We start from the raw sequence: 24,554 nt of genomic DNA, 5'->3' as shown, positions 1-24,554 counted from the left end.
GGGACCCGTGGACCGGCTGAGACGTCGCGCGCTGCTGCTGGGGATCGCCTCCTCGGCAGTGGCGCTGACGGGCTGCACGCCCGCCCGGTCCGCTCCCGCGGCGCTCCCGCCGAGCACGGCGCTGCCGGCGGTGCTGCCGTCCGCCGCTCCGACGGCCGACCCGACCCCTCCCCGCCCCGTGCCGACCACCACCGCCGCGGCGGCTCCGGTGCGGAGGAGGGTGCCCCTGCCCTCCGGCACGATCTCGGACCTGCCCGGCGAGGGGAGCCTGCTCGCCTGGACCGTCGACGACGGCGCCGACTCCGACGTGGTCGCCGCCTACGCGCAGTTCGCCCGCGACACCGGCACCCGGCTGACCTTCTTCCTCAACGGGAAGTACGACTCGTGGACCGCGAACGCGCCGCTGCTGGCTCCGCTCGTCGCCTCGGGGCAGGTGCAGCTCGCGAACCACACCTGGTCGCACGCCGACCTGACGAGCCTCTCGAGCGACGGCGTGCAGGAGGAGCTGGGCCGCAACGGCGACTTCATCCGCTCGACCTACGGGGTGGAGGCGGCGCCGTTCTACCGACCGCCGTTCGGCTACACGGACGAGCGGAGCCGGGCCGCCGCGGCGGCGATCGGCTACACGGCGACGGTGCTCTGGTACGGCTCGCTCTCGGACTCGGGGCGGATCACGCCGGAGCAGGTGGTCGGCTTCGCGGACCAGTGGTTCCTCCCCCAGCACATCGTGATCGGGCACGCGAACTTCGACCCGGTGACGCAGGTCTACGCGCGGCTCGTCGACCTCCTCCGCGAGCGCTCGCTCGAGACGGTCACCCTCCGCGACGTGTTCGCGGTCTGAGCCGCGCCTTCAGCGGAGGGACGCGCGCGCCGCGGCGGAGACGGCCGCGGCGACCGCGTCGAGGGCGGGCGTGTGCAGGGCCCACTGCTGCCAGTAGAGGGGGACGTCGACGGGGTCGCCGCCCAGCTCGACCAGGCCCTCGCCGCCGACCGGGGCCTGCAGCTCGGGCAGCATCCCCCACCCCATGCCCAGGCGCACGGCCCGCTCGAAGTCGGTCGACCCGGGGACGCGGTGCCGCGGCGGGCGGCCCTCGACGCCGGCGGCCCGGAGGAAGTCGTCCTGCAGGCGGTCCTTCTCGTCGAAGACGACCAGCGGAGCGACCGCGAAGGCGGCGAGGCCGGCCGTGCCGCCCTCCGGGAACCAGCGCTCGGCGAACGCGGGCGAGGCCATCGCGCGGTACCGCATCACTCCGAGGGGCGCGACGGTGCAGCCGAGCACCGCCTCCGACTCGCCGGTGACGGCCGCCAGCACGGTGCCGTCGCGGAGGAACGCGGTGGTGTGCGCCTGGTCCTCGCGGTGCAGCTCCAGCACGACGTCGGCGACGGAGGCGAGTGCGGGCAGCACCCAGGTGGCCAGGGAGTCGGCGTTGACGGCGAGCGGGAGGACGACCGGGCCCGCCCCCGCCGCGTCCTCGCCCCCGAGCGAGCGCACGGCGTCGTCGGCGAGGAGCTCGATCTGGCGGGCGAGGCGGAGGAGCCCCGCACCGGCCTCGGTCGCGACGACGGGGCGCGAGCGCACCAGCAGGACGCGGCCGGCGGCGGTCTCGAGCGCCTTGATCCGCTGGCTGAGGGCGGAGGGGGTGATGTGCAGGGCGCGGGCGGCGGCGTCGAAGGAGCCGTACCGGACGGAGGCGGCGAGCGCGCGCAGGCGGGAGAGGTCGAGGTCGTCGGTCAGCATCAGTACTGCTCACGGTACTGAAGGAGCATGAGCTGGTCTACAGGAGGGCCCGGCCCTAGCGTCGGAGCGTGTCCCCCCTCCTCGCCGCTCTCTCCGGCCTCGGCTTCGGCCTCTCTCTCATCATCGCGATCGGCGCGCAGAACGCCTTCGTGCTCCGCCAGGGGCTCCGCCGCGAGCACGTGCCGGCCGTCGTCGCGATCTGCGCGCTCTGCGACGCGGCGCTGATCGTGCTCGGCATCGCGGGGATCGGCGCGGTCCTGGAGTCGGCGCCGTGGCTGCTGGTGGTGATCCGCTGGGGCGGCATCGTCTTCCTCCTCGCCTACGCGGTGCTGGCGGCGAGGCGCGCGCTGCGGCCGGGGACGCTCGACGGCGATCCGGCCGGCGCCTCGACGTCGCTGCGCACGGCGATCGGCACCTGCCTGGCGCTCACGCTGCTCAATCCGCACGTCTACCTCGACACGGTCGTGCTGCTCGGGTCGGTGGCGAACACGCACGGCGACGAGCGCTGGTGGTTCGGGGCGGGGGCGGCGGCCGGGAGCGTGCTGTGGTTCACCGCTCTCGGCTTCGGGGCGCGGGCGCTGCGGCCGCTGTTCCGGAGCCGCGGGGCCTGGCGGATCCTCGACGCGGCCGTAGCGGTCGTGATGGTGGTGCTGGCGGTGTCGCTCGCGCTGCACTGAGGGCCTGGTCGTGTCCAGTCCGCCCCGCGGCGCTGCTCGAGACCCTGCGCTCGCGGGCCTGAGGCGCCGACCCGTCAGTCGACCACGATCCGGACGAGCGTCGTGACGGCGTCCACCGCGTTCACGTAGGAGTAGTGCCGCGAGGTCGGGAAGGCGAGGTGCCGTCCGGGCTCCAGCCGCACGGGCTCCTCGCCCTCCCGCTCAAGGAGGAGCGCGCCGGCGGTGACGAGCAGGATCTCGTGCCACCCCTCGGGGTCGGGCTGCGCGTCGTAGCGGTCCCCGGGGCCGAGCGTCCAGGTCCAGAGCTGGGCCTCCCGGCGCGCGGGGACGGAGGAGAGCAGGACGGCGACGCTCGCCTCGCCCGCTCCCCGCCAGGCGACCTGGTCGATCGCCGCGGGCGCGGATCCCGGGGCCGAGACGAGTGCCGTGAACGTGGTGCCGAGGGCGGTCGCGAGGCGGTCGACTCCGGTCAGCGAGATGTTCGCCTCGCCGGCCTCGGCGGCGACGATCGTCCTCCGGCTGATGCCCGAGCGCTCCGCCAGTGCGGACTGGCTCAACCCGGCTCCGCGCCGCGCGAGGCGGAGATTGCCGCCGAGATGGGCGAGGACAGGAGCCGACATGCGCACTATTCTGCACCGAGGAGCCCCCGAGGCTCCTAGGATGTGCAGAATGATGCACATCTCGCTCCGGGGCCTCCGCTTCTCGCGTCCGGAGTGGGCCCTCATCGGCATCACCGCGATCTGGGGCGGGACCTTCCTCGCCGTGCACGTGGCGATGCAGCACAGTGGCCCGCTGTTCTTCGTCGGGATGCGGTTCGCGATCGCGGGGCTGATCAGCGCGGTCGTGTTCCACCGGTCGCTCCGGGGGATGCGGCGGATCGACCTCGCGGCCGGCGTCGCGATCGGGGTGATGATCTTCGCGGGCTACGGCCTGCAGAGCTACGGGCTGCAGACGATCACGAGCAGCACCTCCGCGTTCCTCACCGCGCTGTACGTGCCGCTGGTGCCGCTGCTCCAGTGGGTCGTGTTCCGTCGCCGGCCGAACGTGCTGACGCTGGTGGGCGTCGCCCTGGCGTTCGTCGGACTGCTGCTGATCGCGGGCCCGCAGCCGGGCGTCGCGCTCGGAGCGGGCGAGGTGGCGACGATCGTGAGCACGCTGCCGATCGCGGCGGAGATCATCCTGATCGGCCTCGTCGCCGGACGGGTGGACCTCGGGCGGGTGACCGTGGTGCAGCTGCTGGTGGCCGGCGCGCTCGGATTCGCCTCGATGCCGCTCGCGGGCGAGGCGGTCCCGGTGTTCTCGTGGGCCTGGCTGATCCCCGCGCTCGCGCTCGGGGCGAGCAGCTGCCTGATCCAGCTGACGATGAACTGGGCTCAGCGCTCGGTCTCGCCGTCCCGCGCCACGATCATCTACTCCGCGGAACCGGTCTGGGCCGGCCTGATCGGCCGCCTCGCCGGCGACCGCCTCCCCGCGCTCGCCCTGCTCGGCGCGGGGTTCATCGTCGCGGGCACGCTCGTCAGCGAGCTGAAGCCGCGCCGGGAGCCTGCGCCGCCGACTCTCAGGTGACGGCGGGGAGGGCGGCCGAGGCGACGAGCGCTCCGCCGGCGTCGGTGATCTCGACGGCGGCGACGGACTCGCGCAGGACGGCCGCGTTCATCTCGCAGTCGAGCTCCGCGGAGCTGCCGAGGAAGGAGCCGGACGGGAGCCGCTCGCCGGAGCCGGTGACCAGCACGAGGTCGTAGCTCTCGCCGAGCGCGAACCCGGTGCCGCGGAGGATCGTCTCGGTGCCCCAGGTGTGCGCGACCAGCGAGCCGTCGAGCGTCACGCCGGCCGTCCGCTCGTCGAAGGCGATCGCCTCGACGGCGCCGAGCGTCCCGGGCGGTCCCGCGACGGGGCGCTCGTCGGCGGACCGCAGAGCCGCTCCGGCGACGCCGCCCACGACGAGGAGCGCGGCCGCCGCGGCGACGGCCAGGACGGCGCGCAGGCGCGGGGCACGGAGGCGCGGGGCGCGCACCCGCGCCGTGCGCTCGGGCCGCTCCCCGGCGAGCGCGGCGACGCGCGACCGCAGCTCCGGAGACGGCTCCGCCTCCTCCCAGCGGCCCAGCGCGCCGAGCCGGTCGACCACAGCGCCGAACGATGCGAGCTCGCGGTCGATCGAGGGGTCGGCGGCGCGCAGGAGCTCGAACTCGCGCGCCTCCTCGGCGGAGAGGTCCCCGGCGAGGGCCGCGGCGAGGAGCTCCTCGCGGCGGCCGTCGGGCTGGTCTCGGTCGGTCACGGTCTCTCCTCGTCGGTGGGTCCGGCGCCCGCGAGGTGACCGCGGAGCGCTCGGAGAGCGTAGAAGGCCCGGCTGCGCAGGGTGGCGACCGGCACGCTCGTCGCCGCCGACAGCTCGGCGTAGGTCTCGCCGTGCAGGTGGACGGCGACGACGACCTGCCGGTGCTCGGCGGAGAGCCGCGCCAGCGCCTCGGCCATCGCGAGCGGCTCGAGAGGGTCGCGGTCCTCCGCGGGCACCTCCTCCAGCACCTCGGCCTCGACCAGGCGCGGCAGGCGCTGGCGCGAGCGGTGCACGTCGACGACGACGTTGCGGGCGATGGCGAAGAGCCACGTGCGGGCACTGGCGCGCTCGGCGGAGTAGCTCGCCCGCGAGCGCCAGGCGCGCAGGAACGTCTCCTGCACGCAGTCCTCGGCGAGGCCGCGGTCGCGCAGGGCGTTGAGCGCGAAGCCGAGCAGGGCGGACCCGTGCTCGTCGAAGGCGGCGGCCGGATCGAACTCCGCCGTCCTGGGCTCGAGGCGCACCACCGGAGGCGGGACCTCCGAGTGCTCGCGCGGCATCGCGGGCCCTTCGTCTCGTCGTGCCGTCGCCGTCCGCGCCACACCGCCTCCTCGTCCGGACCGGTGGTCCGTCGGAAGGGGGTACGGCCGCGACGGCGGCGGCGTTCATCGGAGGCGAGGACCGTCTCCGTGAAGATCCTCTCAGATGGAGTGAACGCAGCGCCGGTTCCGGCCGTACTCCCTGCATCGGGCCCGCTCGGCGCTCGCGATCGAAAGGCTCCACCATGACGAAGACGCCCCCCGCGCGGAACCGCGCCGGCCGCCGCCTGCTCTCCCTCGGCGGCGTCACCGCCGTCGCGGCCGCCTCCTTCTTCGCCGCCGCACCGGCCCAGGCCGAGACCGAGGTCGCCGAGCCGTCCTCCTTCACCAGCGCCTTCACGGTGATGGCGACGCCCGACCAGGTCGTGAACGCCGACTCCGCCGCGACTCCCGGCCAGCCCGGCGCCACGGGCGAGATGACCTTCCGGGTCAACAGCGACCTGGACGTCATCTGCTACGACATCACGCTCACCGGCGTGACCGGCGACTACCAGAGCCCGGCGAAGACCGCGACGCACATCCACCAGGCGGCGCTGGGCAAGGCGGGCCCGCCGCGCATCGCGTTCCCGAACCCGGCGCCGGTCGGCGACGGTCCCCGCACCAGCAGCGGCTGCCTGCAGGGCCCCTTCACCACGGGCATCCAGGCGAACGGGTCCGACACCGGTGCCGGATTCACACTGAAGGCCCTCGAGGCCGATCCCGCCGCCTTCGCGGGCGACTCCCACACGGCCTCGTACGCGGCGGGCGTCGTCCGCGGCCAGCTCTCGCAGGTGCCGGTCGGCGGCCTCCAGACCGGTGGCGGCGCGACCGCCGCCGGGAGCGACGCCACGGGCCCGTCCGGTCTCGCCGCGCTGGCCGGCCTCGGAGCCGTCGCCGCCCTCGGCGCGGCCGGAGTGGTCGTCGCCCGCCGGCGCACCGCCTCCTGATCGTGGGCACCCGGTCGAGGAGCGGCGCGGCGGCACTGTGCGCCGCGCTGCTCCTCGGGGGGTGCGCCGCCGCGGACGGGAGCGGAGGAGCGGAGACGCCCGCGAGCGCGCCCGCGCCTCCGGTCCTCGCTTCTGCTCCCCCGGTCGCTTCGTCGCCGGTGACCGCGCCCGACCCCGCCGCCGCCGCGCCCGCGCGCACCGTCGGCGTCGAGCCCGCCCGGCTGAGCGTGCCCGCGATCGGCCTGGACGAGCCCCTGATCGCCCTGGGCATCCAGTCGGACGGGGCGATGGAGGTGCCGGCGGACTACGACGACGTCGGCTGGTTCTCGGGAGGCGGGCGCCCGGGCGGCAGCGGCCGCACCGTGATCGCGGCGCACGTCGACTCGCGGTCCGGACCCGCGGTCTTCTTCCGCCTCGGCGAGCTCGCCCCGGGCGACGAGATCGCGGTGAGCGGAGTCGACGGCTCCGAGCACCGCTACCGGGTCACGGCGGTCGAGTCGCACGCCAAGGCCGCGTTCCCCACCGCCCGCGTCTTCGGCGCGACCCTCGAGGAGGAGCTGATCCTCGTGACCTGTGGCGGCGAGTACGACGCGGCGATCGGCCGCTACCGGGACAACCTGTTGGTGTTCGCCTCCCCGCTCTGACTCCCGCGGCAGCGAGGAGGGAGCGCGGTTGCACGAGACCGCCGTCGGCGCAAGGGGCGGGCCGCGCGGGCGCGCTGTGGTCGGATGAGGAGGGCCGCCCCCGCCGCCGCTCCCCTCCCGCTCCCCACCGATCCGACAGGACGCCCGTGTCCACCAGCCCCCGCCCCGCCCTCTTCGCTCTGCCCGGACTCGGGCTCGACGACCGCGCCTTCGACGCGCTCGCCCGTGAGCTCGCCGACGTCGCGGACCTCGTCGCGCTCGACCTGCCCGGTGGATCCGGGACCTCGCTCGAGGAGATGACCGCCGCCACGATCCGCCGGATCCGCGCGCACGGCTCCTCCCGCTGGCTGCTCCTCGGGCACAGCATGGGTGGGAAGATCGCCTCGCTCGTGGCCTCGCGCACGGTCACCGGCCGCTCGGGGCTGTTCGGGCTCGCCGGCGTCGTGCTCCTCGCGGGGTCGCCGCTCTCGCCCGAGCCGATGGAGGAGGAGCGCCGTTCGACCATGCTCGGCTGGGTCGAGGACGGGCCCCTCGACGAGGCGCAGGCGCGCGAGTTCGTCGACCAGAACGTCGGTTCACCGCTGCCCGCCGACGCCGACGCCGAGGTGCTGGCCGAGCTGCGCCGCTACTCCCCCGAGGGCTGGCGCGACTGGCTCGAGCACGGCAGCCGCGAGGACCGCACCGGCGAGGCCGAGCTCGAGGCCGTCCCCGCGCTCCTGATCGCGGGCGGTGAGGACGGCGACCTCGGAGCCGACGCGCAGCGCCGCCTCAACGGCTCCCTCTACTCCCGCGCTCGGCTGCTCACGCTCGCCGGGGCGGGCCACCTGCTGCCGTTCGAGCGCCCGGTCGAGGTGGCGGCGGCGATCCGCCGGTTCTGGGAGGAGGAGGCCGGCACGGCACCGTCGGTCCCCGCCGACGCCGGCGCGGCCATCGCCTCCGCCCGGACCTCCACGCGGGTGCGCGGGCTGCTGGCCGTGCGCGCGCTCGCCGACGACCCGGAGTACGCGCCGCGCGCCCTGACCGTCGCCCAGCTCGCGGAGCTGCGTGCGATCGCCGACCGGGTCGTCCCGCAGGAGGGCGGCCGGATCGACCTGGCCGCCCGCGTGGACACGCAGCTCGCGAACGGCGAGGGCGACGGCTGGCGCAACGCCGACCTGCCGGCCGACCCGATCGCCTACGGTCTGGCGCTCGACGCCCTCCGGGGATTCGCCGACCTCGGCCCCGCCGAGCAGGACGCCCGCCTCACCGCGATCGCCGACGGCTCCGCGGAGCTCGGCGACCCCTCGGCCGGCGGGCTCGGCGCCGAGCAGCTGACCGCCTGGTTCGAGGACTGCCGCGTCGACCTCGTGAAGCAGTGGCTGGCCCACCCCGCGTCGATGGCGCGGATCGGCTACGACGGCTACGCCAGCGGCGGCGACACCCTGCCGCTCGTGACGGGCTTCCGCCTGCTCGGCGCCGACGACCGCGAGACCTGGGAACCGACGACGAGGAGTCACCGATGAACACGACCGGCATGCGCCGCTTCCCGCTCGACGAGGCGGTCGACGCCGTCGTGATCGGCACCGGAGCCGGCGGAGCGCCCCTGCTCTCGGTGCTCGCCGCTCGCGGACTCCGGGTCGTGGCCCTCGAGGCCGGGCCGTATTTCGACCCGCTCGGCCACACCGCCGACGAGACGGCGGCCGTCGAGATCAACTGGATGGAGGAGCGCCTCAGTGGAGGCGAGACCCCCACCGCCTTCGGGCAGAACAACAGCGGCCGCGGCGTCGGCGGCTCGACGCTGCACTGGGGCGCGTTCACGCCCCGCCCCGACCCGCGCGACCTGCGGCTGCGGAGCGACTCCGGTGTCGGCCGCGACTGGCCGATCGAGCACGCCGAGCTCACCGCGTACATCGAGACGGTGGAGGCGACGATCGGAGTGGCGGGCCCGGCCGAGTACCCGTGGGACCCGTCGCGCCGCTACCTGCAGGGCCCGCTCGCGCGGAACGCCTCGGCCGACATGATGCTGCGCGGCTGCGCGGCGATCGGGATGCGCGCGACCGATGCGCCCGCCGCCGTGCTCAGCGGCCCGCGGGACGACGGCCGCCCCTCCTGCGTCAACTGCGGCCAGTGCCATCAGGGCTGCCGGACCGGCGCGAAGACGAGCATGGACGTGACCTATCTGCCGGAGGCGGTGCGGGCCGGTGCCGAGATCCGGGCCGACTCGTTCGTGCACGGGATCGAGCTGGACGCCGCGGGCCGCGTGTGCGCCGTGGTCTACACGAGCGGCGGAGTGGAGCACCGGCAGCGCTGCTCCGCCCTGTTCCTCTGCGCGGGCGGCGTCGAGACGCCCCGGCTCCTCCTGCACACGGGCATCGCGAACAGCAGCGGGCAGGTGGGCCGGAACTTCCTCGCGCACGGGGCGACCCAGGTCTGGGGCACCTTCGAGAGCGAGATGCGCGGGTACCGCGGCTACCCCTCCTCGGTGATCACCGAGGACACCGTCCGACCGGCCGACGCCGACTTCGCGGGCGGCTACCTGATCCAGAGTCTCGGAGTGATGCCGCTGACCTACGCGACGACTCTCGCCCGCGGCGCGGGACTCTGGGGTCCCGAGCTGATGGACGCGCTCGACGGCTACCGCTTCGCGGCGGGCGTCGGGATCAACGCCGAGTGCCTGCCCGCCGACGGCAACCGGCTGGAGCTGACCGACGAGCTGGACGAGCACGGGGTGCCGAAGGCGCGCATCACGTTCTCGGCGGGCGCCAACGAGGAGGCGATCGACCGGCACGCGATCCGGACGATGACCGCGATCGTGGAGGCGGCCGGCGCGACGAGCACGCGGGTGATGGCGCGCACGGCGCACACTCTCGGCACCGTGCGGATGGGCACCGACGCGGGCGACGCCGTGATCGACGCGGACGGCCGCAGCTTCGACGTGCCGAACCTCTGGGTGTGCGACAACTCGGTGTTCCCGAGCGCGCTGATCGCGAACCCGGCGCTCGCGACGATGGCGCTCTCGCTGCGGACGGCGGACCGCTTCCTGGCGGCGTAGCGGGGAGCGGCGGAGTCGCTGGGCCGGACTTCCCGCGGGGGTCACTGCAGGGCAGGGGGGTGTCGGATCGTCGCTCGATCGCGCCGCCCTCGGCGAGACCTGCTCAGGCGCTCGGCGCCATGTGCTCCGGTGCTCGGCGCCACGTGCTCGTGCGTTCGTCGCCACGGCGTCTCGGGGGCACGTCGATGCACGCGGTTCCTCGGATCCGCGGCAGCGTGCAGCGGTCAGAACGGCGGCGGGCGGTCCTCGAATCGTGGGGTCGGAAACGGCCCGGGACGGAGCCGTACCTCGAGACCCGGCGGCCGCGTCGTGATGCGGCGCCCGGTGGGAGTGGTCCAGTCGGCGGTGCCGTCGGGATGGAGGACGTAGGTCCAGCGGTCGCCGTGGCGGACGTGGTGGTGGGCGACGCAGAGGCTGGCGAGGTTGTCCGGGTCGGTGCCGCCGCCGTTGCGCCACTCGACGACGTGGTCGGCCTCGGCGGTCGTGGCCGAGCGCGTGCAGCCCGGGAACCGGCAGGTCACGTCGCGCAGCTGGAGGAGGAGCCGCAGCTCGCGATGCGGGAGGCGGCGGGTGCGGCCGACCGACAGGACAGCGCCCGTGACCGGCTCGGTCAGGACCCTGGTGACGGTCGCGGGCAGCAGGCTCCGAGCGGCCTCGGCGGGAACGGGCCCGTAGCCCTCGAGCTCGACCGGGTCGTCGTCCTGGCCGGAGGCGGTGCTCGCGGCCAGGGTGACGCGCACGTCGGCACGGACGCCCGGCACGACGGTCGGCGCGGGACGGTCGGCGCGGGCGTCCTCGGGGACGGTGCCGACGATGTCGCCGTCGCAGAGGATGTCGGCCAGAGCGTCGGCGCGCAGCTGGGAGAGGGTGCGCTCGTCGCCCTCGCCGACAGTCGGCACGGACGGGCCCGATCTGTCCGACTCCGTTCCCTCCGCGCCGTCGCGGAGCATCCGGGCGATCCTGTCGAGGCGGCCGTACGCGCCCAGCGCCACCGGAGCCGGGAGCAGCGCGCAGAGCGTCGCCATGCCGTCCACCTCGGGGCTCAGCCAGACCGCCCGGTCCTCGCGGGCACGGCGGTGGCGCTCGGCGAGGGGCTGCTCGTGGAGCTCCTCGCGCAGCCGCGCCAGGGCCCGCCGCAGCTGCGTCGGCGTGGACCGGGCGGCGAGCTCGGCCGCCCGCTCGTCGAACGCGGCCCGTGACCCCGGAGGCAGCGTGGCCGCGACCGCGCAGACCGCCTGCCCCGCCTCCCACCGCAGCCGCGCTTCGGCGAGCGCGGACCGGGTGCACGGCAGGTCCTCGACCAGGAGGCGGGCGTGGTCGAGCTCGCGGGAGGCGACCTGCTCGGACACTCCGAGGGCGACCGCGAACTCCGCGCGGACCGACCGCTCGACGAGATCGCTCGACGCGAAAGGCGCCGCACCTCGGGCGAACGACTCCGGGTGCTCCAGAGCCGCCCTGTGCCCGGCGTGCAGCTCCTCGGCGGCCGCCAGGAGCAGCGGGGACGCCGAGCGGGCGAGCTCGGCGGCCCGGTCTCCGCGCTCGCGCACCTCGCCGAGCACCGCCTCCGCTGCTGCCGTCCCGCTGATCGTCGTCATACCCGTATTGAACCAGCGACCACCGACACTCAGCGGCCGGAACGGCTCCATCGGGACGATCGGCCCTGATCCGCACCCTGTGGAGGAGCGTCGGCCGCTCCCCTCCTGAACCGAGCCGAGCCGAGCCGACCCGCGCCGCCCGCATGCAGAGGACGACCCGCAGCTCGGGCGCCCCCGAACCGCCTCCGCCGGAGCAGCAAGCGTGCGCACGAGCGCCGCATCCCCTCGAAAGCCCCGCCTCCCGTCGAGCCGCGCCTGCCCGGCGGAAGCGGAACCATCCGCACGGAAGCGCCGAACCGGACCCCCTCCCCCTCCGACACCTCACACCCGCTCCCTCTCGGCGCCTCCGCGTGGCCCAGCAGCCGCGTCCGGCCGGCACCTCCGACCGGCTCCCTTCCCGCTCGGGCCCCCGTCACCCGCCCCCGCGCTCCATTCAGAACAGCCCCCGCTACTCCCCGTCCGGGTAGTCCGTCCCGCGGCTCAGCTCCTCCCACGCGTCGGCGTCGGCGCGCAGCGCGTCGAGAGCCGCGCGGAAGGCGTCGGACGCGTCGGAGCCGAGCAGGAGCAGGGACGGCGTCGTCTCGGACTCGACGACCCGGATCAGCGCCTCGGCGGCCCGCGCCGGATCGCCCTTCTGCGTGCCGTGCGCCGTGTCGTTCTCCTTGCGGCGCCGGCCGGCGGTCTCGGCGTAGTCGGCGATCGGAGTCGCGGACTGCGTCAGCGAGCGGCCCGCGAAGTCGGTGCGGAACCCGCCGGGCTCCACCGAGAACGCGCGGATCCCCAGCGGCGCGACCTCCTTGCGCAGCGACTCGGTCGCCGCCTCGATCGCGGCCTTCACCGCGGCGTAGTAGCCGGATCCCTCGGGAGAGATCCGCGCCCCGATCGACGACAGGTTCACGATCGTGCCGGAGCGGCGCTCGCGCATCCCGGGCAGCACGGCCGTGACTGTGCGGACGGTGCCGAAGAAGTGGGTGTCGAACAGCCGTCGGACGGCCTCCTCCTCCCCTTCCTCGAGGGCGGCGCGGTAGCCGTAGCCGGCGTTGTTCACGAGGACGTCGACCCCGCCGAAGCGCTCCTCGGCGGCGGCCACCGCGGCGACCACCTGCGCGTCGTCCGTGACGTCGAGCGGGAGCGCCAGCGCCGTCTCCGGGTGCGGCTCCGCGATGTCGCGGACGGAGTCGACGTCGCGCGCGGTGACGACGGCCCGGTGCCCGTGGGCGAGGACCGCGGTCGCGAGAGCGCGGCCGAGCCCGGTCGAGCAGCCGGTGATGAGCCAGGTGGTCATGATTCCTTCTTCCTGTGCGGGCCGTGCGGACCGCATCCGGTCGTCCTCCGTGGTCCGCCGTGACGGTCCCCCGTGCGGGCCGCATCCAGTCCAGCGCTCCTCGCGGATCGCCGACAGGGGTGGACGGCTCAGGCGTACCGCCCCGCCACCTCCGCCAGGCACTCCCGGAACACCCGCACCGCCGGCGACGCCAGCTGCGCCTCCCGCTGCGCCGTGAAGATGGTCCGGCGCGGCGTGCCGGGCAGCTCGAGCAGACGGCAGTCCGGCGCCTCGCCCGCCCAGACCAGGTCGGGCATCAGGGCGACGGCGTGGCCGGAGGAGGCGAGGCGGATCTGCGCCTGCAGGTCGGCGGTCTCGAAGCGGACGTCCGGCTCGAAGCCCGCCACCCGGCAGGTCTGCTCGGCGAAGTGGCGGCTCGCGGTGCCGCGCGGCTCCATCACCCAGGCGGAGTCGCGGGCCGAGGCGAGGTCGACGACGGCGGAGTCGCGGCTCACGGCGAGGCGGATCGCGTCGGTCGTCAGGTCGCTGCGCACCAGTCCGGGCAGCCAGGAGGTCGAGTGACCGGGGTACTGCTCGGCGACGACGAGGTCGAACTCCCGCGCCCACGACGTCTCGTGCAGCGCGCCCTCCGGCTCGCGCTGCACCATCTCGACCCGCACCTCCGGGAAGCGGTCGGCGACGGCCCGGAGCGCGCCCGGCATGAGCGCGAGCGCGGCCGACTGGAACACCGCGACGCGCACCCGCCCGGTCACCGACTCCCCCGACGCCGCGAGCGCCGCCTCCGCCCGCTCCAGCAGGGCCATCACTTCGCCGGCCGCCTCGACCAGGATCTCGGCCTGGGGCGTCAGCTGCACGCGCCGTCCCGCCTTCCGCAGCAGCTCGACGCCGGCCTCGCGCTCGAGCACCGCGAGCTGCTGCGAGACGGCGGAGGGACTGTAGGCGAGCGCCTCGGCCGCGGCGGCGAGAGTGCCGCGGATGGCCACCTCGCGGAGCAGGACCAGGCGGCGGACATCGAGCACGGCGTCTCTCCGATCAGTCAGCTGAGCTGACCGGTACCGGTAAGGAACGGTCGCTTCTGCTCAACGGTAGTCGGTCGAATACTGAAGGCACCGCCCCTCAGCGCAGATCGCCCCTCAGAGCAGAAGGACCGCACCATGACGGATCTCGCCAGCCCCGCTCTCGCCACCGGCCCCGCCGCCGACGGCCCGTCCGCCGATTCGATCGATCCCCGCCTGGTCGACGAGAGCGTCGCCCTGGTGCGGCGCTGGCTGCGCGAGGCGTCCGCGATCCCGATCGACGCCTCCGGGGCGCAGCTCGCCGGCGTGCTGAAGGACCCGTCGGGCCTCGACTTCACGGTCGGCTTCGTCGACGGCGTCGTCCGCCCCGAGGACACCCGCGTCGCCGCCGCCGCGCTGAAGGCGATCGCCGGCGGTGTGCCGTCGTTCCTCCCGGCCCCGATGCGCGGCGCCGTCGCCCTCGGCGGCGTGATGGCGCCGCTCCTCCCGGACGTCGTGGTGCCGATCGCGCGCCGGGTGCTGCGGCGGATGGTCGGCCACCTGATCATCGACGCGACCGACTCGCGGCTGGGCCCGGCCATCGCCGCGATCCGCCGCGACGGCGTCCGGCTCAACATGAACCTGCTCGGCGAGGCCGTCCTCGGCCGCGAGGAGGCCCACCGCCGCCTGGAGGGGACGCACCGGCTCCTCGCCCGCGACGACGTCGACTACGTCTCGATCAAGGTCTCCTCGAGCACCGCCCCGCACAACCCGTGGGCCTTCGACGCCGCGGTCGACGACATCGTCGAGGAGCTGGCGCCGCTGTTCGCCCGGGCCGCCGCGTCCTCCCCGCAGAAGTTCATCAACCTCGACATGGAGGAGTACAAGGACCTCGACCTCACGATCGCGGTCTTCACCCGCATCCTCGACCGGCCGGAGTTCCTCGGCCTCGAGGCCGGCATCGTGCTGCAGGCCTACCTGCCCGACGCGCTCTCGGCGATGATCCGCCTGCAGGAGTGGAGCGCCGCCCGCCGGGCCCGCGGCGGCGCCGGCATCAAGGTGCGCCTGGTCAAGGGCGCGAACCTGCCGATGGAGCAGGTCGAGGCCTCGGTCCACGGCTGGCCGCTGGCGACCTGGAGCAGCAAGCAGGACTCCGACACGAACTACAAGCGGGTCGTCGACTACGCGCTGCACCCGGAGCGGATCCGCAACGTGCGGGTCGGCGTCGCCGGGCACAACCTCTTCGACGTCGCGTACTCGTGGCTGCTCGCGGGCACCCGCGGCGTCCGCGAGGGCATCGAGTACGAGATGCTCCTCGGCATGGCCCAGGGCCAGGCGGAGGCGGTGCGCCGCACGGTCGGCTCGCTCCTCCTCTACACGCCGGTCGTCGCGCCGGCCGAGTTCGACGTGGCGATCGCCTACCTGATCCGCCGGCTGGAGGAGGGCGCGTCGAGCCAGAACTTCATGTCGGCCGTCTTCGAGCTCGAGGCCGACCCGGCGCTCTTCGCGCGGGAGGAGGAGCGGTTCCGCGCCTCCGTCGCCGCCCTCGACGGGGCCGTCCCCCCGGCGCACCGCGTGCCCGACCGGTTCGCCGCGAGCGGCCGCCCGGGACCGGGCGACTTCCGCAGCACCCCCGACACCGACCCGTCCGTCGCCGCGAACCGCGAGTGGGCGCAGGCGATCCTCGCGCGCGTCCCCGCTTCCCGGGCCGGCGCCGACGCGATCGAGGCCGCCACGATCGGCACCCTCGACGAGCTGGAGTCGGTGCTCTCCGGAGCCCGCGGCAGCGGCTGGGGCGACGTCCCGGCCGAGGAGCGCGCCCGCATCCTGCATTGCGCCGGCGACGAGCTGGAGGCGCGCCGCGCCGAGCTGCTCGAGGTCATGGCGGCCGAGGGCGGCAAGACCCTCGACCAGGGCGACCCCGAGGTCTCGGAGGCCGTGGACTTCGCCCACTACTACGCCGAGCGCGCCCTCGAGCTCGACGCGGTCGACGGCGCCCGCTTCCACCCGGCCGCGCTGACCCTGGTCGCTCCGCCGTGGAACTTCCCGGTCGCGATCCCGGCCGGCGGCGTCCTCGCGGCGCTCGCGGCCGGCTCCGCCGTGGTGCTCAAGCCCGCCGGGCCGACCGCGCGCTGCGGCGCTGTGGTGGCCGAGGCGCTGTGGGCGGCGGGCGTGCCCCGCGAGGCCCTGCGCCTGCTCCGTCTGCCGGAGGAGGAGCTGGGGCGCGACCTGATCGCCTCCCCGCAGGTCGACCGCGTGATCCTCACCGGCGCCTACGAGACGGCGGAGCTGTTCCGCTCCTTCCGCGACGACCTCCCACTGCTCGCCGAGACGAGCGGGAAGAACGCGATCATCGTCACCCCCTCGGCCGACCTCGACCTGGCGGTGAAGGACGTGGTCGCGAGCGCCTTCGGGCACGCGGGCCAGAAGTGCTCCGCCGCCTCGCTCGTGGTGCTGGTCGGCTCCGTCGCGCGCTCGAAGCGGTTCCGCGCGCAGCTGCTCGACGCGGTCTCCTCCCTCACGGTCGGCTACCCGACCGACCCCGCGACGCGGATGGGGCCGGTGATCGAACCCGCCGAGGGCAAGCTGCTGCGCGGTCTCACCGAGCTCGGCGCCGGCGAGACCTGGCTGCTGCAGCCGCGGAGCCTCGACGACTCCGGACGCCTGTGGAGCCCGGGCGTCCGCGACGGGGTGCGCCGCGGGTCCGAGTTCCACCGCACCGAGTACTTCGGGCCGATCCTCGGGATCATGACGGCGGCGACCCTCGACGAGGCGATCGCGATCGTCAACGAGGTCGACTACGGGCTCACCTCGGGCCTGCACGCGCTCGACCCGGCGGAGATCGGCGCCTGGCTCGACGGGATCGAGGCGGGCAACCTCTACGTGAACCGCGGGATCACCGGGGCGATCGTGCAGCGCCAGCCGTTCGGCGGCTGGAAGAAGTCGGCGGTCGGCCCGGGCACCAAGGCGGGCGGGCCGGACTACCTGCTCGGCCTGGGTTCCTGGACCGCGGCGCCGTCGGAGGCGACGGCTCCGGTCGTCGGGCCGGTCGCCCGACTGCTCGCCGCGGCGCGCGCGGAGCTCTCCGCCGAGGAGCTCGCCGGCGTCGAGCGCACGGCGCGCAGCTGCGCGGCGGCGTGGGCGGCCGGCGCACCCCGCGACGTGACGGGGCTGGAGGCGGAGCGCAACGTGTTCCGCCACGTGCGCTACGACTCCGCCGTGCTGGTGCGCCTGGCCCCCGGGGAGCCGCTGGGGTCGCTCGTGCGGGTGGCCGTCGCGGCGGCGACCGCGCAGGCGCGGGTGGTCGTCTCGAGTGCCGTGGCGCTGCCTCCGCAGCTCGCCGCCGGTCTCGACGCGGCGGCCGGCGCCGTCGTGGTCGAGGACGACGCGGCGTGGGAGGCGCGGGTGCGCGCTCACGGCGCCGGACGGGTGCGCCTGCTGGGCGCCTCCGCCGCGACGGTGACGGCCGTGACAGGCGGGCGCCCCGACCTCGCGGTCTACGCCGGCGAGGCGACCGAGGCGGGCCGGCTGGAGCTGCTGCCGTTCCTCCGCGAGCAGGCCGTGTCGATCACGGCCCACCGCTTCGGCACGCCGGACCACCTCACGGACGGGCTGCTCTGACCGCCCTGCTCTGACCGGCCTGCTCTGACCGGCCTGCCGCGGTCCGTCACTCCGCGATCCCCCTCCCGCGAGATGCCGCGCGGAAGAGGGCGCGGGAGCGCGCCGCCGTGTACCGGGAGCGCGAGGAGAAGCTCGAGACCGACTGCGTCGCCGCCACCGATCGAGAGGGCGCGCTCCTCGCGGAGCTCGAGGAGGACATCTTGAAGCTGCGCGCGGCATCGGAGGAGCAGGTTGCGGCCGCTCGGCTCGATGCGGCGAGGGCGATCGAGGGCAGGGACGCCTCCGTCTCCGTGGACGCCGGTCGGTCCATGGGGCGGTGGTCGACGTCGCGGGCTTCGCTGCTGCGCTGATCTCCTCGGCCATGGTCTCGCGGGACCGCCCGGACATCGTTGCGATTCGGCCGCGGAGGATCGCTTCGGGGAGTACGACACACGCGCCAACGTCGGAGGCGGCGGTCACGATGGTCTTCTTGCAGTGCTCACCTCGGGTCATGCCGACGGAGGCGCTGGCCCCCGTGGTGAACACCGTCGACGTGATGGCGCGTCAGCCTTGCGTCGAATCCGAGACCACTCGATTCGATGATCGAGAGTGTGTCATCTCGTCGAGAGCGGTCTGAAGGGGAGCGAGTGCGCACCGCTCAGGACTACCCGATCGTCAGGTCAGAGTGGTGGGCTGGGGCGTCACCGGGTACGACAGTGGCGGGACGTCGTCCGCGGTCGGGCAGAACGTCGTCGAGCCGAGTTCGACTCGCGTGGTGTTCGGAGCACCGGATACCGCGATGAGCATGGTGGCGGCGCCCGTGGGCACGCAGGAGCCGGTGGTATCCAAGAGGAAGGTGAGATAGGCGTGTCCGCCCGGGTCGACCTCGACTGGTGTTCCCGGGAACTGCTCGCCTGAACTCGCCTGGACAGCGATCGCCGCCTGGGTGCCCTCGGCGTCGAGGAACGTCACCTGCGGAGTGCCCTGCAGCTCGCAGGATCCGCCGCCGGCGTCGGTCAGCTCGACGATCACTGTCACTTCGTCCTGAGTCGTCAGCGTCGAGGTCTCGCTGAGCTCGCAGCTCTCGCCGGTCGGTGGTGTCGTCGTGACCGCACTCGAGCCGCGGACCGGGGTGGAAGCGTCCGGAGCGGAGCTGTGTGAGCTCGACGGGGTGCAGCCCGCGACTCCGAACGCGAGGAGAACAGCGGCGCCGCCGAGGATGAGCGCATTTCTCGTCACTGCGGGCCTCGATTGTCCACGCGGCACTCCTTCGATCATCCGGCGCGACGTGCGGCTCGTGGCCCTCAGGACGCTCTCGTCGCGACTCTTCGAGCGCCTCGTCACAGTGTGCGCGCGGAGAGGGCGGCAGGGGAAGAGAGACGCCGGTACCGACAGGCTGCGTGGGGGCTGGGACTTCATGTGGTTGAGGATCGGCGTCGGCGACGTCACTGCCCTTCGAGCCGGGAGCACTGAGGTGACCACCGACTTCACGCACCACGACGCCCTGGCGATGTTCTGGATGGTGGGCACCGCGAGTCCAATTCATGATGGGTCATCTCAACCCACCCGGGATGCTCCGTCAGACCCTCCCCTGGCTTTGCACGCGTCTCCCATAATCCGCGTTATGTCAGTTTGTTCGCACACACTCCGCTCGACGGGCTCCGAGGTGTGGTTGCACACGAGCTTCGGAACCCGTCGGAGTCCCGCCGGCTAGGCGCCGGGTGCGAGGCCGAGCTGCGTGAGGATGCCGAGCTCGTCGCTGCTTCCCCAGCGCTCGGCGAGTTTGCCGTCGACGAAGGTGCTGATCTGCATGCCGCGGATCTTCACGGACTTGCCCGTCGGCGCGTGGCCCTGGAACACACCGGTCTGCGTGCCGGTCAGCGTGTAGGCGAACGCGACGCTGTCGTCGTCCGCGACGAGCTTCTCGACCTCGAGTGCCATGTCGGGGAACGCGGTCCGCAGGTCGCCGAAGAACGCGGCGTATCCCTCTGGACCGGGTGCCTGGCCGGGCGCCGGGTCGTGATCGACCGAGTCGGGCGCGACGAGTGCGTCGAACGCGGCGAAGTCGCCGGCGTTGACCGCCTCACCGAAGGCCTGCTGGGAGGCGATGTTCTGCTCGCGAGTCATGTGCTGTCACCTGTTCTGCACCGGTCCGGTGCCTCGAGGAGTGGTGCGGGTCGTCAGCGACGGTACGCAAGCCCGTCGAAGGCGGTATAGGGCTTGCGCGCTCCCCCGGGCGCTTCCCACTGCCGCTTCTCATAAGCGAGATTATGTCAGCTTGCTGAGGTTCAGCTAGTCATAGCCGGCCCTCCAACCGGCCGCCCGAAGAGGGAGGCGCGGCCATGGCAGCACCGGCACCTCTACGCCACACATGATCAAACCTCGCAGCCACCACTGCACGCGCACCAGCCGCTGCTCATTTGGACAGGCTCTCGCCCAAACCACCCCTTCACATCACGTACATCGGTTTGTGGATACTCACGTCTAAGTGAAGTACATCCCACCTCACAGGTCGCACCCTAATTGGCGAACTGGCTAGCGACTAAAGCGCGGGCTGGTCCTCCGAGATCAGCCGCGCAATAGGCGCTTGCCGGGCTTTGACCTCTCTTATTGTTTTTGTGTCTCCTCGCGACGGTCGCGACGGCGCGAATCTCCCCAAGCAACAAGACTGGCCGCAAAACCTCCCGCAAGACCGAGCAGCACACCGAACATCAGCGTGCGAGTGTTCTGATTTGCGCGCTCCGGCATTGAATCTTCGTACTCAATCACGTACGGAACAAAGTCCGAGGAATGGCCGGACGGTGAGGGGTTGCGTGTTTCACACTCTTGACCTGCGAACTCTGTCGCTTCAGGAAAGTCCAATTTGCGGTACCCATTATCGGATGTTGAACTGAAGCACGTCTCTGTGGGGTAAGGGCCAGCTAAACGATAATTAACCCAAACGTTTGGTGAAGTGAATGCGGTCGTAGCGCCGTCCGTGTTCGATAGGAGTGATACGTCAAGATCACACCGGAAGGTTTGATAATCTTCGACAACCCATGAAGCAGTTTCGGTCCAGCCATTTTCTGTTCGGCGTTCGTCAATAATTTCGTAGTCTGGTTTGCCCGGTAATTCCTCATAACAAGATTGAAGTAATCCACCCTTCTCGGTGGTGGCTTCTATTTTCACTTGCAACCACTTTCCTGGAGCGGCGTGCACGTAGATCATTGCGTTACTGACTCGCTTTTGGTTGGCTCCAAGATGGTTCAAGTCGGCACCCCATGAGTATGACGTCAAAATACTATTCGTGCTGCCGGAAATGGTGACATTTATGGTGTCAAAAATTGATAGCTGCGGAACGGGCCTGTTAGAACTCGGGATAAGGTTTACTGCTACCGCACAGCTAACAAGAAGACCGGTGAGAGTAATGATAGGGAAATCTGAATTTCGAAAAGAGCAAACTATTCTAGCAAAGGATCGGAGAGCTTTACTGAGGGCCCGGCACAACCGGAAGAACCATCTACGCAAATGTGAAACGCGATACGGCATCGCATCCGCCTTCCGTGTGCTCGCCATCCGTGCCTTCTCGTGGCTCGATAACCTCATTGAGAAGTAGTCAAAAAAGCCGCTGCACTATACTTTAGTCGGAGTTCAACGAGGTATGGTTGTTCGTCGGCTTTCGGCCAGCCCTGGCGCCGGTCGCAGTGACAGCTGGAGGCGTGATGGTTGCCGCCTTCGCGATCGGGGCGACCGTTCTTCTCGCTCGACGCAAGGAAAGTCCTCCTACCTCATCAAGCAGATGATGCACGCGTCGTCTAGCTGAGTTACTCCCCAACGCAACACGTCCGCGATGGCGCGGCTCGCGTTGCAATCGGGCCGGTTCGTCCGCTGCGCAACGCATCTGCGCCGAGGTTCAGACACGACGCAACACCTTCGCACCGCTCGACTGACGTCTACAGCTGATCGTGCTCAGCGCCAGAGTTGGAGGATCCGCTCGCGGAGTTGTGCCGAGATGCTCCGGTCGCCGCGTAGGAATCGGCTGAGTAGCGCGGAGGCGTACTCGTCGTTGAGGCACTGCTCGAGCAGCCGGCGCACCTCGGGTGAGGTATCGCCGTGGCCGCCGATATCGTAACTGGTGAGCATCCACCGCATCGCCTAGGCATCGCTGACCCGCCCACCCTCGGGTACGCACCCGTGAGGGCAGGGCATCGCCGCGGACGACCCCCACAATCTGCAGATTGTGGGCCGAATCGCATGCACGCTGCAGCGCCCTCTGCCGAAGGTTCGAATCAGCGCTGGGCAGGCGCCATCAGCGGTCGGTGCGTCGAGGTCGACGCCATGTTCAAGCAGTCGGCGCCGCTCGGCTCCAGAGGCATCGATGTGCTGGTGGCAAGACTGCTCACAGAGCCCGAGGCACGACAGCGCGGGCATCTCGGCGTACAGCTGCTCCAGGCGCGCCAGAGCTCTCTCGCCCGCCATCCGGCAAGCGTCCGAGCTCACAGAGACTCGTCCGCCGGTGGTAGAGCCAGCGCGACCTCCACGGTCCGCGCGTCCTTCAACTGCGCACGCTGCACCGCCCGATACACGGTCGATCGAGCGACCTTGAACTCGGTCGCAAGCTCCGCGACGGTGTAGTTGCCGGCGTGATGCTCAGCGACCAGATGCGCTTCGATCTTCGGCGAGAGCTTCGGCGCCCGCCCGCGCAGCCGACCCTTCGCCTTCGCGATCTTCATGCCCTCCTTCGTGCGAGAGCGAATGAGGTCGCCCTCGAACTCGGCGACCATCGCAAGGACGTTGAACAGCAGCCGGCCAATCGGGTCCTCCGGATCATGGACCGATCCCCCGATGCTGAGCTTCACCCCTCGGCGCGTCAGCTCGTCGACGATGTCGCGCGCGTCGGTGATCGAGCGCGCGAGCCGGTCGAGTTTTGTCACGAGCAACGTCGATCCGGTGTCGCACGCTGCCAGCGCTTCGCGCAGCGCAGGACGATCACGATTGCGACCCGTGAGGCCGGAATCGACATAGATCCGGTCCGACGGAACGCCGACCGCCTCGAGCGCATCGCGCTGTGCGGTCGCGTCCTGCTTGTCCGTCGAGACGCGGGCGTATCCCACGAGAGCTGCCATCCGAACAGTGTGTCATTTGACACCCCGTCATCGGGCATTTCATCGGGCGGGTCTAACGGGACAATGAGAGCCGCGAGTTCTCGGCACGTCGAGACGTGATCTTCGGCGGCCGGACGACGACCCCTCATCGGACGCCGGACGCATCGACGCACTAACCCTCCGAGGCTCGCGCCGCACTACCGTCGAATGCGCCCGCCCAAGGCACCCCTAATCCAGTAAGGGGGTGTCCTGCCCGCAGCACGGTGAGGGTGGCAGCCCGTTCGAGCCGGGCCGGGTCAGAGGAGCCTCGCGCTGCGGGCGCGAGGCTCCCGCTCGACGCGGAGAGCGATTCCCTATCGGTACGCATGTCCAAATCCTCGCGCATCGAACAGGGGCCGGAGAGGCTCCTCGACGCCGGAGCGGCTGTCCTCATCTACTCCGGAGGTGTCCGTTAGGGGGGCTTGGGTTCAGCCGGTCGTTGCAATACCACCGTGAGTCGGAGTGTTGGCGATGGGATCGAAGTTGAAGCAGCGTGCCCGGGGTGGCGCGGTTCTGGGAGCTGCCGAGGGAAGGGTCGAGTCGGTCGGCGGCCCGTGATGCTGTCGGCGTGCCGGTGAAGAGCCGCTCAACGGAGCAATCAGCTGCTTTCCGTCCGTCGCCTCGCAGGGGGTGTCTGCTCGGATCTTATGCTTGATTCGTCACATTGTTTAGTGGTTCAGTATCGCGTCGACGTTTTCGGTCGTTCCGTATCCCACCATTCGATGAGGTTGGCGTGCAAGATTAGCGCGAAGGCTTCGACTGCAAGGTCGCCTCCGGTGGTCAGGGAATCGATTGCGGCAGGGTCCCACTGGTCGAGATTCACTACCTCGTCAGTGGAGGTGGGTGTAGCTCGAATGGTTGTGTCAACGCTCCATCCGTTTGAGCTGTGGGTTGCGGTAGCCGCGATGACGTCGTACGGGGTGGAGTAGTGGCGGCGCATCCACCCCACGACGTCGGCGAGGTCGCGGGTGTCGGTCAATCGTTCTCGATCGGGGTGTAGACGGGGCATCCGGTCCCGTAGGGCGGTTGGATGATGGGTGCGGCGGTGGTGCTGCTGGTAGATCGGGTGTTTATGGTGCTGTCGATTTTGTAGGCGTTGACGATGCCGATGGGGTTAGCGAGGGGATCGGAGCCGTTGTAGGCGTTATATCCGAAGAGAACGAAGTAGACGGGTGTGCAGTTCGCGTCGTAGAGCGTCTTAGAGCCTGAGCTCCCGGGTGCGTAGAGGCCGTAGCTGAGTGTCTGCTGAATATCGAAGTTGGTGTCCGCGTCAAAGTGGCCGCGAGCGATGATGTGATTCAGTCCGAACCGGGAATTTCCGCAACGCAGCGGCAAGTCCCCCTGGTCGTTGCTGTAGCTGCCGAGCGAGTGGTCGTACGTCTGTCCGTCGCAGGAATGAGTGTTCAGTCCTGGTACGTCAGCCTGAGCGGCAGGTGCGACAACCGTACCCAGGACGAGCGCAACGAACACCGTGGCGATTTTGCCAGCGGACCGATTTCGTGAGGTGTGCATGACTATTACGACCTTCATCCAAGTCCCCGCGCTCACCCCTTGTGAGCGGTCGTCGTGCACGTCTAGGCCTACTCCGCATAGCTCGGCAATACAACCCTGGGTGTTGCCGACACCCGGGCTTGGCAGCGGGACACGCATGCCCTTCGAAGATCATCAGTGGGACAGTGTTCGTGGCAGCGAGCTGCAAGTTGGCGTCTGCGGGAGGGCCGTTCCCCGCACCAGCCCGGCGCGCGGGATGCGCCGCGCGCGGGCGCGGGCGGCAGCGTTCCGCAGGACAGCCGCTCGCGGCCATCACTGCTACTGCAGCGACCAGCGCCAGTTCCGAGCGCAGTAGGAACATCCCGCGCGGATGTCCTCCGGCCCGAACGTCGGAGTAATGATCGACGGTGCGAGCTTCACCGCCACAGGCTTCGCGGGACGATACCGCTGCCCGCAGACGTCTAGGCGCCCGGCCAACCATCCCCATATGGGACGGAGCTGAGCGGGTAGCGTCACCGGCATGACCTCGGGTTCGCGTCACCGCATTCGAGTTGCTGCCGCGCTCACAACCGGAGCGG

Annotated in this window: 22 protein-coding genes; 9 read left to right on the top strand and 13 right to left on the bottom strand. The window is 71.8% G+C overall.

The features are described from left to right. Nucleotides 1–7: 7 nt before the first annotated feature. Nucleotides 8–841, top strand: a complete 834-nt coding sequence (locus C5D08_RS15385; RefSeq protein ID WP_219815187.1) for a polysaccharide deacetylase family protein — start codon at nucleotides 8–10, stop codon at nucleotides 839–841. 9 nt (nucleotides 842–850) lie between these two features. Here C5D08_RS15385 and C5D08_RS15380 read toward each other — a convergent pair whose 3' ends face one another. Further along, nucleotides 851–1,738, bottom strand: a complete 888-nt coding sequence (locus C5D08_RS15380) for a LysR family transcriptional regulator ArgP (protein ID WP_104277766.1) — start codon at nucleotides 1,736–1,738, stop codon at nucleotides 851–853. 68 nt (nucleotides 1,739–1,806) lie between these two features. On the opposite strand from C5D08_RS15380, the gene C5D08_RS15375 reads away from it, so the two are divergent. After that, nucleotides 1,807–2,415, top strand: coding sequence for a LysE/ArgO family amino acid transporter (locus C5D08_RS15375; protein WP_104277765.1), 609 nt, complete (start codon nucleotides 1,807–1,809; stop codon nucleotides 2,413–2,415). A gap of 74 nt (nucleotides 2,416–2,489) precedes the next feature. Here the strand turns inward: C5D08_RS15375 and C5D08_RS15370 are convergent, their stop codons facing one another. Further along, nucleotides 2,490–3,035: a helix-turn-helix domain-containing protein gene (locus C5D08_RS15370; protein WP_104277764.1), complete on the bottom strand. Its 546-nt coding sequence runs from the start codon at nucleotides 3,033–3,035 to the stop codon at nucleotides 2,490–2,492. Between the two features lie 49 nt (nucleotides 3,036–3,084). Here C5D08_RS15370 and C5D08_RS15365 point away from each other — a divergent pair, with 49 nt between their 5' ends. Then, nucleotides 3,085–3,981 (top strand): DMT family transporter, encoded by an 897-nt coding sequence (locus C5D08_RS15365; RefSeq protein WP_104277763.1) that lies wholly within the window; start codon nucleotides 3,085–3,087, stop codon nucleotides 3,979–3,981. On the opposite strand, the gene C5D08_RS15360 is transcribed toward C5D08_RS15365, so the two are convergent. Together C5D08_RS15360 and C5D08_RS15355 are read right to left on the bottom strand one after the other, a co-directional pair. Continuing rightward, nucleotides 3,974–4,690 (bottom strand): hypothetical protein, encoded by a 717-nt coding sequence (locus C5D08_RS15360; RefSeq protein ID WP_104277762.1) that lies wholly within the window; start codon nucleotides 4,688–4,690, stop codon nucleotides 3,974–3,976. The genes C5D08_RS15365 and C5D08_RS15360 overlap by 8 nt on opposite strands. Next, the gene (locus C5D08_RS15355) at nucleotides 4,687–5,247 is read right to left on the bottom strand and encodes a sigma-70 family RNA polymerase sigma factor (protein ID WP_104277761.1); all 561 of its coding nucleotides are present in this window, start codon (nucleotides 5,245–5,247) and stop codon (nucleotides 4,687–4,689) included. The genes C5D08_RS15360 and C5D08_RS15355 overlap by 4 nt, the downstream gene beginning before the upstream one ends. Nucleotides 5,248–5,471: 224 nt before the next feature. Between C5D08_RS15355 and C5D08_RS15350 the strand changes: the two genes are divergently transcribed. The 4 genes from C5D08_RS15350 to C5D08_RS15335 all read left to right on the top strand — a co-directional run bounded on the left by C5D08_RS15350 (nucleotide 5,472) and on the right by C5D08_RS15335 (nucleotide 9,887). Continuing rightward, nucleotides 5,472–6,212 carry a CHRD domain-containing protein gene (locus C5D08_RS15350; RefSeq protein WP_104277760.1) on the top strand — a complete coding sequence of 247 codons (741 nt, stop codon included), beginning with the start codon at nucleotides 5,472–5,474 and terminating at the stop codon, nucleotides 6,210–6,212. Between the two features lie 158 nt (nucleotides 6,213–6,370). Continuing rightward, entirely contained in the window at nucleotides 6,371–6,856 is a 486-nt protein-coding gene (locus tag C5D08_RS15345; RefSeq protein ID WP_258067430.1) for a class F sortase, read from the top strand. Nucleotides 6,857–7,002: 146 nt separating this feature from the next. Next, nucleotides 7,003–8,358: an alpha/beta hydrolase gene (locus tag C5D08_RS15340; protein WP_104277758.1), complete on the top strand. Its 1,356-nt coding sequence runs from the start codon at nucleotides 7,003–7,005 to the stop codon at nucleotides 8,356–8,358. Then, a complete protein-coding gene (locus tag C5D08_RS15335) occupies nucleotides 8,355–9,887 on the top strand; it encodes a GMC family oxidoreductase (protein WP_104277757.1) in 1,533 nt (510 codons plus the stop codon). The genes C5D08_RS15340 and C5D08_RS15335 overlap by 4 nt, the downstream gene beginning before the upstream one ends. A gap of 224 nt (nucleotides 9,888–10,111) precedes the next feature. Here C5D08_RS15335 and C5D08_RS15330 read toward each other — a convergent pair whose 3' ends face one another. The 3 genes from C5D08_RS15330 to C5D08_RS15320 all read right to left on the bottom strand — a co-directional run bounded on the left by C5D08_RS15330 (nucleotide 10,112) and on the right by C5D08_RS15320 (nucleotide 13,786). After that, nucleotides 10,112–11,482, bottom strand: coding sequence for an HNH endonuclease signature motif containing protein (locus C5D08_RS15330; protein ID WP_181110248.1), 1,371 nt, complete (start codon nucleotides 11,480–11,482; stop codon nucleotides 10,112–10,114). 448 nt (nucleotides 11,483–11,930) lie between these two features. Continuing rightward, nucleotides 11,931–12,767 carry an oxidoreductase gene (locus C5D08_RS15325; RefSeq protein WP_104277755.1) on the bottom strand — a complete coding sequence of 279 codons (837 nt, stop codon included), beginning with the start codon at nucleotides 12,765–12,767 and terminating at the stop codon, nucleotides 11,931–11,933. A gap of 128 nt (nucleotides 12,768–12,895) precedes the next feature. Then, nucleotides 12,896–13,786 carry a LysR family transcriptional regulator gene (locus C5D08_RS15320; protein WP_104277754.1) on the bottom strand — a complete coding sequence of 297 codons (891 nt, stop codon included), beginning with the start codon at nucleotides 13,784–13,786 and terminating at the stop codon, nucleotides 12,896–12,898. Nucleotides 13,787–13,921: 135 nt separating this feature from the next. Between C5D08_RS15320 and C5D08_RS15315 the strand changes: the two genes are divergently transcribed. Together C5D08_RS15315 and C5D08_RS15310 are read left to right on the top strand one after the other, a co-directional pair. Continuing rightward, nucleotides 13,922–17,383, top strand: coding sequence for a bifunctional proline dehydrogenase/L-glutamate gamma-semialdehyde dehydrogenase (locus C5D08_RS15315; protein ID WP_104277753.1), 3,462 nt, complete (start codon nucleotides 13,922–13,924; stop codon nucleotides 17,381–17,383). A 107-nt stretch (nucleotides 17,384–17,490) separates the two neighbouring features. Continuing rightward, nucleotides 17,491–17,733 (top strand): hypothetical protein, encoded by a 243-nt coding sequence (locus tag C5D08_RS15310; RefSeq protein ID WP_104277752.1) that lies wholly within the window; start codon nucleotides 17,491–17,493, stop codon nucleotides 17,731–17,733. Nucleotides 17,734–18,037: 304 nt separating this feature from the next. Here the strand turns inward: C5D08_RS15310 and C5D08_RS15300 are convergent, their stop codons facing one another. From C5D08_RS15300 to C5D08_RS15280, 6 genes are all read right to left on the bottom strand, one after another. Then, nucleotides 18,038–18,601 (bottom strand): DUF4232 domain-containing protein, encoded by a 564-nt coding sequence (locus C5D08_RS15300; RefSeq protein WP_181110250.1) that lies wholly within the window; start codon nucleotides 18,599–18,601, stop codon nucleotides 18,038–18,040. Nucleotides 18,602–19,072: 471 nt separating this feature from the next. Next, on the bottom strand, nucleotides 19,073–19,489 hold the full coding sequence (locus tag C5D08_RS15295) for an ester cyclase (protein WP_056045707.1): 417 nt from the start codon (nucleotides 19,487–19,489) through the stop codon (nucleotides 19,073–19,075). Between the two features lie 480 nt (nucleotides 19,490–19,969). Beyond that, the gene (locus tag C5D08_RS16785; protein ID WP_146082572.1) at nucleotides 19,970–20,569 is read right to left on the bottom strand and encodes a hypothetical protein; all 600 of its coding nucleotides are present in this window, start codon (nucleotides 20,567–20,569) and stop codon (nucleotides 19,970–19,972) included. A 741-nt stretch (nucleotides 20,570–21,310) separates the two neighbouring features. Next, the gene (locus C5D08_RS17125) at nucleotides 21,311–21,484 is read right to left on the bottom strand and encodes a hypothetical protein (RefSeq protein WP_181110252.1); all 174 of its coding nucleotides are present in this window, start codon (nucleotides 21,482–21,484) and stop codon (nucleotides 21,311–21,313) included. Nucleotides 21,485–21,837: 353 nt separating this feature from the next. Beyond that, complete coding sequence (locus C5D08_RS15285; RefSeq protein ID WP_104277749.1) at nucleotides 21,838–22,467, bottom strand: recombinase family protein; 630 nt, start codon at nucleotides 22,465–22,467, stop codon at nucleotides 21,838–21,840. A 993-nt stretch (nucleotides 22,468–23,460) separates the two neighbouring features. Further along, nucleotides 23,461–24,057: a hypothetical protein gene (locus tag C5D08_RS15280; RefSeq protein ID WP_146078540.1), complete on the bottom strand. Its 597-nt coding sequence runs from the start codon at nucleotides 24,055–24,057 to the stop codon at nucleotides 23,461–23,463. Nucleotides 24,058–24,554 lie beyond the last annotated feature (497 nt).

The sequence above is a fragment of the Rathayibacter sp. AY1B6 genome (assembly GCF_002932755.1).
In the GTDB taxonomy this organism is placed as follows: domain Bacteria; phylum Actinomycetota; class Actinomycetes; order Actinomycetales; family Microbacteriaceae; genus Rathayibacter.
The sequence above is the reverse complement of the archived record's forward strand: the minus strand, read 5'-3'. Positions and strand labels throughout refer to the sequence as shown.